Annotated in this window: 18 protein-coding genes; 9 read left to right on the forward strand and 9 right to left on the reverse strand. The window is 65.2% G+C overall.

The window, feature by feature from the left end:
* Positions 1–250 precede the first annotated feature (250 nt).
* The gene (locus U5914_RS00615; RefSeq protein WP_336133410.1) at positions 251–619 is read left to right on the forward strand and encodes a DUF555 domain-containing protein; all 369 of its coding nucleotides are present in this window, start codon (positions 251–253) and stop codon (positions 617–619) included.
* On the opposite strand, the gene U5914_RS00620 is transcribed toward U5914_RS00615, so the two are convergent.
* From U5914_RS00620 to U5914_RS00635, 4 genes are all read right to left on the reverse strand, one after another.
* On the reverse strand, positions 616–1,158 hold the full coding sequence (locus tag U5914_RS00620; protein WP_336133411.1) for a CBS domain-containing protein: 543 nt from the start codon (positions 1,156–1,158) through the stop codon (positions 616–618). The two genes, U5914_RS00615 and U5914_RS00620, sit on opposite strands and share 4 nt — an antisense overlap.
* A 165-nt stretch (positions 1,159–1,323) precedes the next feature.
* Positions 1,324–2,310, reverse strand: a complete 987-nt coding sequence (gene purM, locus U5914_RS00625; protein WP_336133412.1) for a phosphoribosylformylglycinamidine cyclo-ligase — start codon at positions 2,308–2,310, stop codon at positions 1,324–1,326.
* A gap of 101 nt (positions 2,311–2,411) precedes the next feature.
* A complete protein-coding gene (locus U5914_RS00630) occupies positions 2,412–3,062 on the reverse strand; it encodes a zinc metalloprotease (protein ID WP_336133413.1) in 651 nt (216 codons plus the stop codon).
* Positions 3,059–4,558 carry a TraB/GumN family protein gene (locus tag U5914_RS00635; protein ID WP_336133414.1) on the reverse strand — a complete coding sequence of 500 codons (1,500 nt, stop codon included), beginning with the start codon at positions 4,556–4,558 and terminating at the stop codon, positions 3,059–3,061. Before U5914_RS00635 ends, U5914_RS00630 begins: the two co-directional genes overlap by 4 nt.
* Positions 4,559–4,787: 229 nt before the next feature.
* Between U5914_RS00635 and U5914_RS00640 the strand changes: the two genes are divergently transcribed.
* Entirely contained in the window at positions 4,788–5,228 is a 441-nt protein-coding gene (locus tag U5914_RS00640) for an acyl-CoA thioesterase (protein ID WP_336133416.1), read from the forward strand.
* A 13-nt stretch (positions 5,229–5,241) separates the two neighbouring features.
* On the opposite strand, the gene U5914_RS00645 is transcribed toward U5914_RS00640, so the two are convergent.
* Complete coding sequence (locus U5914_RS00645) at positions 5,242–5,661, reverse strand: universal stress protein (RefSeq protein WP_336133418.1); 420 nt, start codon at positions 5,659–5,661, stop codon at positions 5,242–5,244.
* Between the two features lie 112 nt (positions 5,662–5,773).
* On the opposite strand from U5914_RS00645, the gene U5914_RS00650 reads away from it, so the two are divergent.
* The gene (locus tag U5914_RS00650; RefSeq protein WP_336133419.1) at positions 5,774–6,226 is read left to right on the forward strand and encodes a DUF7992 family protein; all 453 of its coding nucleotides are present in this window, start codon (positions 5,774–5,776) and stop codon (positions 6,224–6,226) included.
* 27 nt (positions 6,227–6,253) lie between these two features.
* Here U5914_RS00650 and U5914_RS00655 read toward each other — a convergent pair whose 3' ends face one another.
* Positions 6,254–6,814 (reverse strand): YbhB/YbcL family Raf kinase inhibitor-like protein, encoded by a 561-nt coding sequence (locus tag U5914_RS00655; protein ID WP_336133421.1) that lies wholly within the window; start codon positions 6,812–6,814, stop codon positions 6,254–6,256.
* A gap of 120 nt (positions 6,815–6,934) precedes the next feature.
* Here U5914_RS00655 and U5914_RS00660 point away from each other — a divergent pair, with 120 nt between their 5' ends.
* The 3 genes from U5914_RS00660 to katG all read left to right on the forward strand — a co-directional run bounded on the left by U5914_RS00660 (position 6,935) and on the right by katG (position 9,690).
* On the forward strand, positions 6,935–7,147 hold the full coding sequence (locus U5914_RS00660) for an HEWD family protein (protein WP_336133423.1): 213 nt from the start codon (positions 6,935–6,937) through the stop codon (positions 7,145–7,147).
* Between the two features lie 3 nt (positions 7,148–7,150).
* On the forward strand, positions 7,151–7,453 hold the full coding sequence (gene cutA, locus U5914_RS00665; protein WP_336133424.1) for a divalent-cation tolerance protein CutA: 303 nt from the start codon (positions 7,151–7,153) through the stop codon (positions 7,451–7,453).
* A gap of 77 nt (positions 7,454–7,530) precedes the next feature.
* Positions 7,531–9,690 carry a catalase/peroxidase HPI gene (gene katG / locus U5914_RS00670; protein ID WP_336133425.1) on the forward strand — a complete coding sequence of 720 codons (2,160 nt, stop codon included), beginning with the start codon at positions 7,531–7,533 and terminating at the stop codon, positions 9,688–9,690.
* 121 nt (positions 9,691–9,811) lie between these two features.
* Here katG and U5914_RS00675 read toward each other — a convergent pair whose 3' ends face one another.
* Positions 9,812–10,036: a TRAM domain-containing protein gene (locus tag U5914_RS00675; protein WP_336133427.1), complete on the reverse strand. Its 225-nt coding sequence runs from the start codon at positions 10,034–10,036 to the stop codon at positions 9,812–9,814.
* Positions 10,037–10,127: 91 nt separating this feature from the next.
* Positions 10,128–10,595 (reverse strand): helix-turn-helix transcriptional regulator, encoded by a 468-nt coding sequence (locus tag U5914_RS00680; protein WP_336133429.1) that lies wholly within the window; start codon positions 10,593–10,595, stop codon positions 10,128–10,130.
* Between the two features lie 263 nt (positions 10,596–10,858).
* Between U5914_RS00680 and U5914_RS00685 the strand changes: the two genes are divergently transcribed.
* The 3 genes from U5914_RS00685 to U5914_RS00695 are packed head-to-tail and all read left to right on the forward strand — an operon-like array spanning position 10,859 to position 12,017.
* Positions 10,859–11,014, forward strand: coding sequence for a hypothetical protein (locus tag U5914_RS00685; RefSeq protein WP_336133430.1), 156 nt, complete (start codon positions 10,859–10,861; stop codon positions 11,012–11,014).
* Between the two features lie 53 nt (positions 11,015–11,067).
* The gene (locus U5914_RS00690; RefSeq protein WP_336133431.1) at positions 11,068–11,766 is read left to right on the forward strand and encodes a nucleotidyltransferase family protein; all 699 of its coding nucleotides are present in this window, start codon (positions 11,068–11,070) and stop codon (positions 11,764–11,766) included.
* Complete coding sequence (locus tag U5914_RS00695) at positions 11,763–12,017, forward strand: DUF8152 family protein (protein ID WP_336133432.1); 255 nt, start codon at positions 11,763–11,765, stop codon at positions 12,015–12,017. Before U5914_RS00690 ends, U5914_RS00695 begins: the two co-directional genes overlap by 4 nt.
* On the opposite strand, the gene U5914_RS00700 is transcribed toward U5914_RS00695, so the two are convergent.
* Complete coding sequence (locus U5914_RS00700) at positions 12,018–13,010, reverse strand: TIGR04024 family LLM class F420-dependent oxidoreductase (RefSeq protein ID WP_336133434.1); 993 nt, start codon at positions 13,008–13,010, stop codon at positions 12,018–12,020.
* Positions 13,011–13,016: the final 6 nt, after the last annotated feature.

The raw sequence follows: 13,016 nt of genomic DNA on the forward strand, positions 1-13,016 counted from the left end.
TAAATGCTTTCCCCTCGACTCGTTGTATCGTATGATAGATTATGTGGAAAAACACCGCCGCAGTCTTGCGATTCAACTATGGTTGTGCTGACCGCCATTTGAGGCGAGAACGGGGTGGCCCGAACGGATAACTCCGGTACCCCCGGCGGGTCATTCTCATAAGTTATGGCGAGGATTCCGGTCACGTGCGCTCGGCGAAGGCCGGGCCGGAAACAATAGGGCTATCCGTCAGGCACCGTTTGCAACGTGTATGAGCAATTACGTCGTCGCGATGGAAGCCGCATGGTTGGTTCGTGATGTCGAAGAGATCGACGACGCCATCGGTGTCGCCGTCAGTGAGGCCGGCAAGCGCCTCAACAACGCGGACATGGACTACGTCGAAGTCGAAGTCGGTGCGACGCCCTGTCCCGCCTGTGGCGAGGCCTTCGATTCGGCCTTCATCGCCGCCGACACCGCACTCGTCGGGCTCCTGCTGGAAATGAAAGTCTTCAACGCTGATAGCGACCAGCACGCCTCCCGAATCGCCAAAAGCGAGGTCGGCGGCGCCCTCCGTGACGTGCCGCTGAAGGTCATCGAGACCTTCGAGAAGGACGAAGAGGTCGAAGAACCCGACGACTAGGACATGTGGGCGGCGACGTCCGCCTCGGTGATGATTCCGAGTAGTTGTCCGTCCTCGACGACCATCACCGCGTCCTGATGGTTGAGGTGGGCGTTGACCTCGTCCATCGTCGCAGTTGGTTCGACGGTCGTAATCGCCTCGCGCATCGCGTCTGCGACCGGCAACTCCCCGGCGTTTTCCTCCTCCAGTTGTCGGATGTCGGAGTTCGAGATGATACCCTGCGGGCGGCCGTCCCGAACGACCGGCAACTGGGAGTAGCCTTCCTTGACCATCACGTCGATAGCATCCCGGAGGCTGTCGTCCGGCGCGACCGTAACGACGCCTTCGTGCATGATGTCCTCCGCGTGCATGACGGCGCTTTCGGCCTCGTCGAGCGCGTTGACGATGCGCCGAAGCGTCGACAGCCGGGGGTCGACGTCGCCGCCCTCGATTCGGGCGATAAGTGGCTGGGAAACGTCGGCCCGGTCGGCGAGTTCGCTCTGTGTCAACCCGAGATTCGTCCGTCGTTCCCGGAGGTCCGCCGGCGTCGGCAGGTCCATACCCATGCGCGACAATAACCTTGAGTTATACAAAAACCTTCCCCCAGCCGAGGATTGAAATACGGAGACGGGACCAGCGGCCGTATGCGGTAGCGAACGGCGGCCAGCCCCCAAGGCGGAAGCGCGAGGACGGGTTGGCCGACGACACCCTCCCCGCCTGCTCGCCTATAGCTCCAGTCCGCGAACGGCTACGCAGTCGCCGTCTTCGACGTGGCCGATGACCCGGGCATCGTCCAACTCCTCGACGACGGCCTCGGCATCGTCTTCCGGGAGCGCTGCGACGAAGCCGGTCCCCATGTTGAACGTGCGGTGCATCTCTTCGTCGCTCACGTCGCCCTCGTCTTGGACGAACTCGAAGACCGGTTGCGCTTCGAAGGGGTCCGTGATTTCGTAGCGGAACTCGCCCATCCGCGAGAGGTTCGTCCAGCCGCCGCCGGTGACGTGTGCCGCGGCATGCGTCTCCGCGGCGTGAAGCGGCCCCAGTACTTCCCGGTAGATGCGGGTCGGCTCCAGCAACACCTCGCCGATGGACCGACTCTCGTCGTACGGGAAGGGGTCGGTGTACTCGTGGTTCCGCGTCGCCGCCTCCCGGGCCAGCGTCAGCCCGTTGGAGTGGATGCCTGACGACGGGAGACCGACCAGCACGTCGCCAGACTCGGCTTTCCCGTCGAAGAGTTCGTCCTCGGTCGCGAGGCCGACACAGGCGCCTGCGAGGTCCAGACCCTTGATGACTTCCGGCATGACGGCCGTCTCGCCGCCGACCAGTGCGATTTCGGCCTGCTCTGCGCCCGCCGACAGACCGTCACCGATCTGTTCGGCCGTCGCGTCGTTCGGTTCCTCGATGGCGAGGTAGTCGACGAACGCCACCGGCGTCACGCCCGTCGCGATGAGGTCGTTGGCGTTCATCGCGATGCAGTCGATACCGATCGTCGAGTAATCCCTCAGCGCCTCGGCGACGAGCAGTTTCGTCCCGACGCCGTCGGTCGCCAAGGCGAGATAGCGGTCGCCGATGTCGACGAGACCGGCGTAGTCGCCCTCGAACTCGCCGACGGCGCCGATAAGCGCCGCCGTCGCCGCTTCGCTGGCCTCGATATCGACGCCGGTCTCGGCGTAGGTAAGCCCCTCCTCGTCCTCGTCGGTCTCCTCGGTCATACCCGAACCGGCGTCCGACCGGAGCAAAAGCGCGTCGGTTCCCGACCTCACACGAATCGCTGGTGTCGACGATGACCGGTGAAAGACGACAACGGCCCGTATCAGAACGCGGGGAAGCCGACTACGAGGAAACTGCCGACCGCGAGCGCGGCCGTCCCGAGGAAGACGGCAGCAAAGACCGTCTTGCTCCAGCCGAGGACCTTCCTCCCGTCGAGCGGCCCGAACGGAATCATGTTGAACGCCGCAAGAACGGCGTTGATGATGACGCCGAGTTGACCGACGTCACCGAGGAAGCCACTGAGGAAGTAGAACGGAAGGAAGACCGCGACGAGAGCGACGTTCGTCAGGGGCCCCGCAACGGAGACCAACCCGTTTTGGCGGGGCGTGATTCGGCCCCGATGGTGGACTGCGCCGGGGGCCGCAAAGAGGAAGCCCGCGAGCGCGGCGCCGAGACACAGCGCCAACATCGGATAGTCGGCGCGGAAGGCCGCCACCTGACCGAACCGAACGGCGACGACCTTGTGGGCCAGTTCGTGAAGCAGGAAGCCGACGCCGACGGTGAGCATGCTCACGGCGAGCAGGCGACCGAACGCCGGCGTGGAGATCACGCCCGCAATATCGGGAAAGACCTGCCGGCCGGTCGCCCGGAAGAAGAAGACACTGAAGGCCGCGCCGAGGACGACCCACGCGACCACGAGGTCGCGAAGTTCGTCAGGGTAGAACCGGATGCCACCGAGCGTGACGCCGCTCATCGGAACACCTCCACGAGGAGGTCGAGGCTGTTGCGCGCGGCTTCGAGCATCAGCCGCGCGACGCCGCTGGCGCCCTCGATGCCGGAGCCGGCAAACAGGTACGGCAACAGCACGGTCGCGAAGACGACGCTACCGACGAAGCTCCCGATGTTCGTGAGCGCGACGATCATGATGAGTCGGAACAGCGGCACCGACTTGAGGTTCCGCCACAGTTCCCGAATGGGCGCTTCCTCGTCGCTCATAATCTCGTTGAGTTCCTTGATGTCGCCGACGTTGACGTCGAGGTATCGCAACTCGACGTACCCGGCGAACCAGCCCGGCGCGAGAAGCGGGTTGACGCTCGTCAGCCACGCGACGCCGCCGCCGACGCCGGCGGAACTCCAGTGGGCACCGGCGAGTTTGGCCAGCCCGAAGGCGAGGATTCCGTTGACGAGGAACCACGCCGCAAAGAGGCTGAAGAGCAGGTCGCTGGATGTCCCTTCGACCCCGGTGTACGTGGCGATAGCCAGCAGGACGAAGAAGACGAGGAAGCCGAGCGTGAACAGGTAGCCGAAGAGCTTGTACAGCGAGAAGCGACTCCCTGAGGCACGGCCCGTCAATTCGCTCATGTCAGGCAGCGTCGACGGTGTCTCCAGATATCGCTCGATACCCTCGCGGTGGCCCGCGCCGACGATGGCGACGACGTGTTTGCCCTGATCGCGGAGGGCGACGAGCTGGTGGGCGATGTACGCGTCCCGTTCGTCGATAAGCGCCTCCGCACCACCCGGGGAGAACCGGCGGAATTCCTCCATCATCGCGCCGACGACATCGGTGTCGGTCATCTGCTCGATATCGAACTCCTCGATCTCGTCGTCTTCGGGTGCCATCCGCAAGAGTGCGACGACGATGAGTCCGCCGAGTAACAGCCCGAGGCCGAGGCCGACGATGAGGGTATCGAGGATGCCGACCAACACGCCGGGGCCGAGAGCGCTGGGGACGACGAAAGGACCGGCGATAGCGCCCGCAACGATGGATAGCATGAGGGCGATTCCGACGCCGACGCCCATACCGATCTCACGTGGGTCGCCGAGGCCGACTGCAAGGTTGCCTATCAGTTTGATCTTCTCGAGGAAGGTTAGACGGGCCCAGAACCGCTGTATCGTCACCTGAATGTCGCGGTCGACGAGTGCGACGTCGATGCCGTGGCCCTCCGCGCTGTCGATCGCGGCCTTCATGTCGGCGCCGGGTTCGATGTCGAACCGCTCGCCGAGGCGGGCCTGCACGTAGGAGAGCATCCAGTAGGCCAGGAACTGATAGACCGTGTTCCCCCGGAGGAGGTCGCCGGCATCGAGGTCCTCCGGAGTCTCGCCTTTCATCTGGCGATACCGCCCCTCGTCGAGTTCGACGGCGACGACGTCGGGTTGCTCGGCGTCGATGACCTCTTCGACCTCGGTAACGCTCGCCTCGGAGACGTGCGCGGTTCCGACGACGCGCACGGACCCCTCCTCGTCGCTCATTGTCGGCTTCAATCGGCCAAGCGGCTTACGTGTGTCGGGATTGGGCCACACGGTGGGCCACGAGATTGATTACTCACTGTGTGCTACGGGCGAGGAGATTCGATACGCGGGCCCTCGAACGAGTGGTCGGGGGCCGATTACCACTGGCTCGTGGCAGCGAGGGAACCACCACCCAGCCACCGGTGAAAACCGACTGGTATTTTCACCCGTTGGAACCGATGCATGGACCATGCCCGATGTACTGGATACGCTGATCGAGAACAGGTGGATGGTGCAACCGAACCACGCCAACAACCTGAACACCGCACATGGGGGAAACGTGATGAAGTGGATGGACGAGGCAGGAGCGATGAGCGCCATGCACTTCTCCGGTGAGACGTGCGTGACCGCGCACATGGACGAGGTGAATTTCAAACGCCCGATCGAGGTCGGGGATATCGCGCTAGTCAAGTCGTACGTCTATCAGGCGGGCGAGAGCAGTATCCGGCTCCGGACACGCGTGTTTCGGGAGAACCCCGGAAAGGCCGAAACCGAACTCACCACCGAGTCGTACCTCGTTTTCGTGGCCATCGATGAGGACCGAAACCCGACGACGGTTCCCGAACTGACCGTGTCCACGGACCGAGGCGAGCGATTGCGGCAGGAAGCTCTCGAAGACGCCCCGAACTGAGCGGACCGGGACGCTACCGAACGACGGTAACGGGGACCGTCGCCCGTCGAACGACGGTTTCGGCGACGCTCCCGAGGAGGATACGCGAGACGCCGTCCCGGCCGTGACTCCCCATAACGATGGCGTCGGCGTCCGTTTCCTCGGCGAACGCCACTATCTCGCTGGCCGGACGCCCCACGACGATCTCGGTTTCGAGGTCGGCATCGACGATGTCCTCCGCTTTCGCGAGCAGTTCCTCGGCACCCCCCTCGGCTTCCTCGTACCACTCCTGCCAGTAGCCCGGTAGAGCCGCCTCCGGCGGGGCGTCGTATCCGGCCTCGACGAAATCCAGTACGTGCACGAGGACGATATCGGCGCCCTCGTAGGTGTCGACCGCGTGCCGGAGGGCCTTCTTCGATAGCTCCGACCCGTCGTATGGAACGACTATGCGCATGTCCGGAGATTCGGTCGGGATGGCCTTAAGCGTGGGTCGTCGCTGTCGCGTCGGCCGACGGAGCAATCAGCACATCGGCTACTGTTTAGGGGCCGGCGACCCAACGGGATGTATGGAACTTGACGTCGAGACGCCGCCGGTGCCGGAACTGCCGGAACTGGACGCGGACGCCTACGACGACGTGGAGGTACAGGGCGACGAATACCGGCGCGAGGAAATCGAGGAACTGCTCCACGAGGGCGCGTGGGCAGACGCGTTCGAGTCGTGGGCCGCGGAGACGGACCTGAACACCGAGGCGTTCGACATCGCCGTCGACCTCGGGATGTTCGCGGAGTTCGACTTCTTCTGGGACGACTTCGCCGACCGGGTGGGGTATCACGCGCCCGGCATCCCCGAAGACTGGCGGGAGCGTGACCTCCATCCGGACCTCGACTCGTGGGAGACGGTCTCGGGCATCAACGCGTCGATGGCGGAGTTCGGCGAATCGGTGAGCCGGACGCTCAAGGAGGACTACATCGACTGGGAGGCCGACTACGAGGCTCCCGACGACCTCCCGGATTTCTGATACTAGCTGACGAGATTTCGCGGACTGTCAAAACCGGTTATACGTTGCTCGGATGGCAGTGCTGGCGACGACGGTCGATTCGGTAGCGTCGTCGAAGGTATCCCGGACGGCCCCTGCCTCGACCTCCGGTGGTTCGGAGAGGGCGAGGACGACGAACCGGTATTCGTTGTCGTCCGGCGATTCGTGGCACGGCGAGCGGTACCCGACCGACCCTTCGTCGTTTCGACCCTGTTTTGCGCCCGCGAAGGCGTCGGGTTCGGGGTCGGAAGCGATGTTCTCGGGGACTTCGAGTGGGTCCTCGGGCGGAAGGCCCCACAGCAACCAGATTGTGCTCGGCCCCGAAGCCGGGTCGATGCTCTGGAGCCACTCGCCGACGATGGCAACCGATTCGGTTCGGCCGGGGAGGCCTTCGACGAGCAGCGGCGGGGAGACGCCCGCACCGTCACAGGTGTATCGTTCGGGGATGGTGCCGTCCTCGAAGGTCGGGGCCCGGACCGAGAGACCGTCTCGGTCGGGGGGCTCGCCGCCGATGGTACAGCCGCCGACCGCCGCGGCACCGACCGTCGCCAGCAGGGCGCGCCGTCGCATACCGGCGTTTCGGTCCACGCCGTCAAGACCCCTCCGGGTTCGGCCGCGAATCGCTGGACGAACGTCCATCGTCGCCGACAGGGCGGGCAGTTGATTACGGTGGCCGACGTGGAGGCGAACATGAGCACGGATATCGTCCCGCCGAAGGAACGGACCTGCGAGAAGTGCGGTCGGATGGACGTCTGGGATTCCGAAACCGAAAACTGGGTCATCGCCGAGGAAAACGGCGAACGACAGGTCGGCAACCGCCATTGCATCCACGAGTGGGACATCAACGGCCAGTACAACCCAGTGGCGGGGAAGGCCGACGTCGACGCCGACGCGGACGCCTGAGGGATGCCGACGGCCTACATCACCGCACCGCCGTCGGCCGCCCCGGAACTCGCCGAAACGCTCGTCGAGGAGCGACTGGCCGCCTGCGTCAACCGCTTCGACTGTCGGTCGACGTTCCGGTGGGAGGGCGACATCGTCCACGAGGACGAGGTGATTCTGCTCGCGAAGACCACCGACGAGCGATACGGCGACCTCGAAAGACGCGTCGTGGAACTCCATCCCTACGACGTTCCGTGCATCGAGCGGTTCGACGAGAGCGACGCCCTTGAAGCCTTCGAGGGGTGGCTACTCGGTAGCGTCAAGTAGAACTTTATTTGTTATCTGACCCCCATCGACTTCCAATAAGACAAACTTAATGTACTGACTCCGTCAATCACTTTCGTATGCCCTGGTCCAATCAGGAGTGGTGGCCGAACCTACTACGACTGGATGTCCTCGACGATAACGCCCGGGACCTCAGTCCCTACGACGAGGACTTCGATTACGCAGAGGAGTTCCAGAAGCTCGACTTCGAGGAAGTGAAGGCGGACCTCGAGGAGGTAATGACGACCTCGCAGGAGTGGTGGCCGGCCGACTACGGTCACTACGGACCGCTTTTCATCCGGATGGCCTGGCACAGCGCCGGGACGTACCGAACCGCTGACGGCCGTGCCGGCGCCTCCGGCGGCCTCCAGCGCCTCCCGCCGGAGAGCAGTTGGCCCGACAACATCAACCTCGACAAGGCCCGTCGCCTGCTCCAGCCGGTCAAACAGAAGTACGGCCGGAAGCTCTCGTGGGGCGACCTGATCGTGCTGGCCGGCAACGTCGCCCTCGATTCGATGGGCTTCGAGACCTACGGCTTCGCCGGCGGCCGCGTGGACGCGTTCAAGTCCAACGAGGCCGTCGAGTGGGGCCCCGAAGACGAATGGGAAACGACCTCGCCCGAGCGATACGAGGACGGAGAGGTGGGCAACCTCAAGGACCCGCTGGCGAACACCGTGATGGGGCTCATCTACGTGAACCCCGAGGGGCCGAACGGCGAGCCGGACGTCGAAGGCTCGGCGAAGAACATCCGCGAGGAGTTCGACCGCATGGCGATGAACGACGAGGAGACGGTCGCGCTCATCGCCGGCGGCCACACCTTCGGGAAGGTCCACGGGGCCGACAACCCCGAGGAGCATCTCGGTCCCGAGCCCGAGGCGGCGCCCATCGAGGAGCAAGGCCTCGGCTGGAACCACGAGTTCGGCGACATCGGCGGGATGATCACCAGCGGTATCGAAGGGCCTTGGACCGACGCACCGACCCAGTGGGACATGGGCTACGTCGACAACCTGCTGGAACACGATTGGGTCTCCGTCAAGGGTCCCGGCGGTGCGTGGCAGTGGCGGCCGGCCGACGGGGATGCAGTCGAGTCGGCACCCGGCGCACAGGACCCCTCGGAGGCCGAGCAGCCGATGATGCTGACGACCGACGTCGCGCTGAAACACGACGACGACTACCGGGAGGTCCTCGAGCGCTTCCAGGAGAACCCCGAGGAGTTCCAGAAGGCCTTCGCGAAGGCGTGGTACAAACTGCTCCACCGCGACATGGGTCCGCCCGAGCGGTACCTCGGTCCCGATGTGCCCGACGAGACGATGATCTGGCAGGACCCCCTGCCCGAGGCCGACTACGACCTGATCGGCGACGAGGAGGCGGCCGAACTCAAAGCGGCGGTTCTCGACTCGGACCTCTCCGTCTCACAACTGGCCAAGACGGCGTGGGCGGCGGCGTCGACCTACCGCGACAGCGACAAGCGCGGCGGCGCCAACGGCGCCCGTATCCGTCTGGAGCCTCAGCGGGGCTGGGAGGTCAACGAGCCCGCGGAGCTGGAGATGGTCCTGGAGACCCTCGAAGGGGTGCAGGATGACTTCAACGGCTCCCGGTCGGACGACGTGCGCGTCTCGCTGGCCGACCTGATCGTCCTCGGCGGCAACGCGGCCGTCGAGCAGGCGGCCGCGGAGGCCGGCTACGACGTGGAAGTGCCGTTCGAACCGGGCCGAACGGACGCCACGGCGGAGCAGACCGACGTCGAGTCTTTCGAGGTACTCGAACCGAAGGTCGACGCCTTCCGCAACTACCTCGGCGAGGGTGATTTCGACGACCTGTACGGCTCCCCCGAGGAGCGGATGGTCGACAAGGCGGACCTCCTGAACCTGACCGTCCCGGAGATGACGGTGCTGGTCGGCGGCATGCGCGCGCTGGGTGCGACCTACGAGGGCACCGACCGCGGCGTCTTCACCGACCGGCCGGGCGCGCTGACCAACGACTTCTTCGTGAACCTGCTCGATATGGACTACGAGTGGGAAGCGGTCGACGAGGAGGAGGAAGTCTTCGAGGTACGCGACCGCGAAACCGGCGAAGTCGAGTGGGAAGCCACCCGCTTCGACCTCATCTTCGGCTCGAACTCCCGGCTTCGCGCCGTCGCCGACGTCTACGGCGCCGACGACGGCGAGGAAGAGTTCGTCCAGGACTTCGTGGACGCCTGGAGCAAGGTGATGAAGCTCGACCGCTTCGACCTCGAGTAAGTCCCGCCGAGAACGCCCGGTCGGCAGTCGACGACGTCACGTCGACGGCTTCCGCCCGGATTCGCTGACGCGCTCTGTATCCGTCCGAACCGAGCGCCGGATTTTTTCGCAAACTGAGCCGTTAGCCGTGCCGTTCGACGACCTCGGCCGTCGCGAAGGAGCCCTGCACGGTGTCGATCTCGATATCGACCGAGTCGGTCGGGTCGGTCTCCGGAACGAAGACGACGAACCCCTCGATGTAGGCGATGCCGTCACCCTCGTCACCGAGTTCCTCGATTTCGACGTAGTGGGATTCGCCCTCCTCGACCGGAGCGGTATCTGGTTGGTTCATGGTATCAAGGAACACATCTACAGAGCTACGTCGGATGGCCCCTTCAAACCCATTGCCGGAGTAGCGCCGCCGCTGTCGGCTCGCCGCGTAGAGTAGAAAATCGGGCTCAGATGTCCTGAAGCGCGGAATAGAAGACGAAACCGAGCGTGAGGTGCTGTCGCATCGCCGCCTGAATCTGCTCACGGGCGGCCTCGGCGTCGTCGATGCGGTACTCCTTCGTCCGGACGAGTTCGTGCATCTCGAGGATTTCCTCGTCTTCGAGGTCGTGAAGCCGGGGGTAGACCGTCCCGGGGCTGAGGCGGGCGTCGAACAGCGTCGACAGGTCGTCCATCAGCCCCTTGCCGTGGGTGTCGGCGTCCCGCAGCGCCACGAGGACCAAAAGGAGCTCTTCGAGGGAGTGTTTCACCAAATCTTCCTCGAACTGGAAGGACTCCTCGGGAAAGAGCTGTCCGGTGACGCCGTCGACGACGGCCGCCGACCCCGAGGCGTCCTCGGTCAGTTCGACCGAGCCCTCTTCGGTCAGTTCCCGGTACAGCTGTTCGACGGACGCACCGCGCGTTCCCTCCGCACTCATGCTTCGACCACGGTCGTGGCAACCATACCTGTATTACCACCCATACCAATATAAGGGGTGTTCAGCGTTTTCAGATGCTGAAAACAACGGCGGGTATTACATGCCGGACCCGACGGCAGATAATAGCATCCGGGCGGACTTACCGCTCGAATCGAGCGCCGTAACCAGCGGTGATATTCCTGTCGGGCCGACGCACTCCGTTACTTTCACTTTCACTCCGGGGTTGGCTCGCCCCTTTAGGAGTTCCTCGCGTAGCCGTTCGTATGTCAGCAGGTACCCGAACCAGCGAACCGATGCACAACGGCATCATCGAAGTCAGCGACCTCGAGTTCGACCGGGTCCGCCGCTACGCCCGCGAGGCCGACGACGTCTACTTCGAGCGACGCGGCGGCCACACCTTCCTCGTCACCGAGGCGTAACGCCCTCTCCGAGGACGGACAACGGTTTGTCCGACCGCCACAAAGCCCTCCCCATGCAGGGCGTGGTCCCAGCCGCCGGCCGCGGCACCCGGCTCCGACCGCTGACCGACGACCGGCCGAAGGCGCTGGTGCGCGTCGCCGGCACACCCCTTTTAACGCACGTCTTCGACGCGCTCAGACCCCACGTCGACGGTTACGTCGTCGTTATCGGCTACCGTGGCGACCGGATTCGGGAGTGGTACGGCGACAGCTACGACGACCGGTCGATAACCTACGTCGAACAGCCGACCCAGCGCGGCCTCGCTCACGCCGTCCGGCAGGCCGAACCGGCCGTCGACGACCCTTTCCTCCAGTTGAACGGCGATAACGTCCTCCGCGGAAACCTCGGGGACGTGGCCCGCACTCACCGCCGAACCGACGCCGATGCGACGCTCCTCGTCGAGGACGTCTCCCGCGAGCGAGCGAAACGCGGCGGCGTGGTCAGAACCGAGGACGGCGAGGTAGTCGGCCTCGTCGAGAAACCGGACGACCCACCGACCACGCTGGCGACGACCGGCTGTTTCGCCTTCTCGCCGCGGGTCTTCGAGGCCTGTCGAGCCATCGACCCCTCCGACCGCGGCGAGTACGAACTCCCCGACGCCATCGAGTGGCTCCGAGCACAGGGCGGCCGCATCGAGACGGTCGAACTCGACGGCTGGCGGGTCAACGTCAACACCGAAGCAGATATCGAACGCGCGGAGGAACGCCTGTGAGCGACGCTGACCGCCTCTACGAACACCTCGCGGCGACCGCCGAGTTGCCCGTCGAGCGGAGCGCGAGCAGGCTCCTCGGTGAGGCCGAAGCCGTCGCCGACGACCTCCGGGAGGCCGACCCCGACGTGCAGGCCGAACGGGCGGCCGTCGTCGAGCAGTTGCTGGCGAAGGTCGACACGACGGGCCACAGCGAGGCCGACGAACACGTCGAACAGGCGCGCGCCCTTGCCTCGGCGTTGGCCGACGAGTGATTACGGCGCCAGCATCTCGGTCGTCCGGCGCCGTTCCTCGGCGGTCATCTCACCGAAGAAGCCGATGCGGACCGCGTCGACGCCGTCGATAGCCTCGTAGCGTTCGAGGCGCTCCTCGGCGGTCTCCTGTGTCCCAACGGCGACCAGTCGGTCGACCATCTCGTCGGTGACTGCGGCGACACCTGCCTCGCGGTCCCCTTCCGTCCACGCCTCGCGTATCGAATCGGTCGCCGCTTCGAACCCCTGTTCGGCTATCGATTGCCGGTAGTACGGCCCGTAGGCGCCGACCATGAAGGCGAGTTGCCGCCGGGCCACCTCGCGTGCGCGCTCGGGGTCGTCCAGCACACAGGAGCGAACCGTGACGGCCACGCGCAGGTCCTCGGGGTTGCGGTCGCTCAGTTCGGCGCCGCGGCGGAAGTCGTCGAGACGGTCTTCGAGTGCCTCGGCCGTGAACAGTTGCGGGACCCATCCGTCGGCGAAGCGGCCCGCGAGTTCGACGGCTTTCGGCCCGAGGGCGGCCACGTCGATAGGGACCTCAGCAGGGTCGACACCCCGAAGGCTGAGACCGCCACCTTCGAAGAACTCGCCGTCGTAGTCGATTCGCTCGCCGCTGGTGACCTGCTTGACGAGTTCGACCGTCTCCCGGAGGCGTCGGAGCGGCCGGTCGAACTCGCCGAGGTGCCACTTCTCGGTCAGGTCCGGCGAGGACGCGCCCAGTCCCATCCGGTAGCGGCCGTCGCTGGCCTCCTGCAGGGTGACGCCCGTCTGGCCGAGAATCGCTGGCGAGCGCCCCCACGGCGAGAAGACGTCGTTCGAGAGGCCGATGGTATCGGTTCGGTCCGCGAGGATTGCCAACAGCGTGACGCCGTCCCGGCCGGTCACCTCGGGCAGGGAGATGCGGTCGTAGCCGTGGTCTTCGGCGTGGGTCGCCATCGCGGCGACGTCGTCGATGTCGTCCATCCCGCTGGGGACGACGATGTCTCGTTCGGACATGGGGAC

Source organism: Natronomonas amylolytica (genome assembly GCF_037031205.1).
GTDB classification, from domain to species: Archaea; Halobacteriota; Halobacteria; order Halobacteriales; family Haloarculaceae; genus Natronomonas; species Natronomonas amylolytica.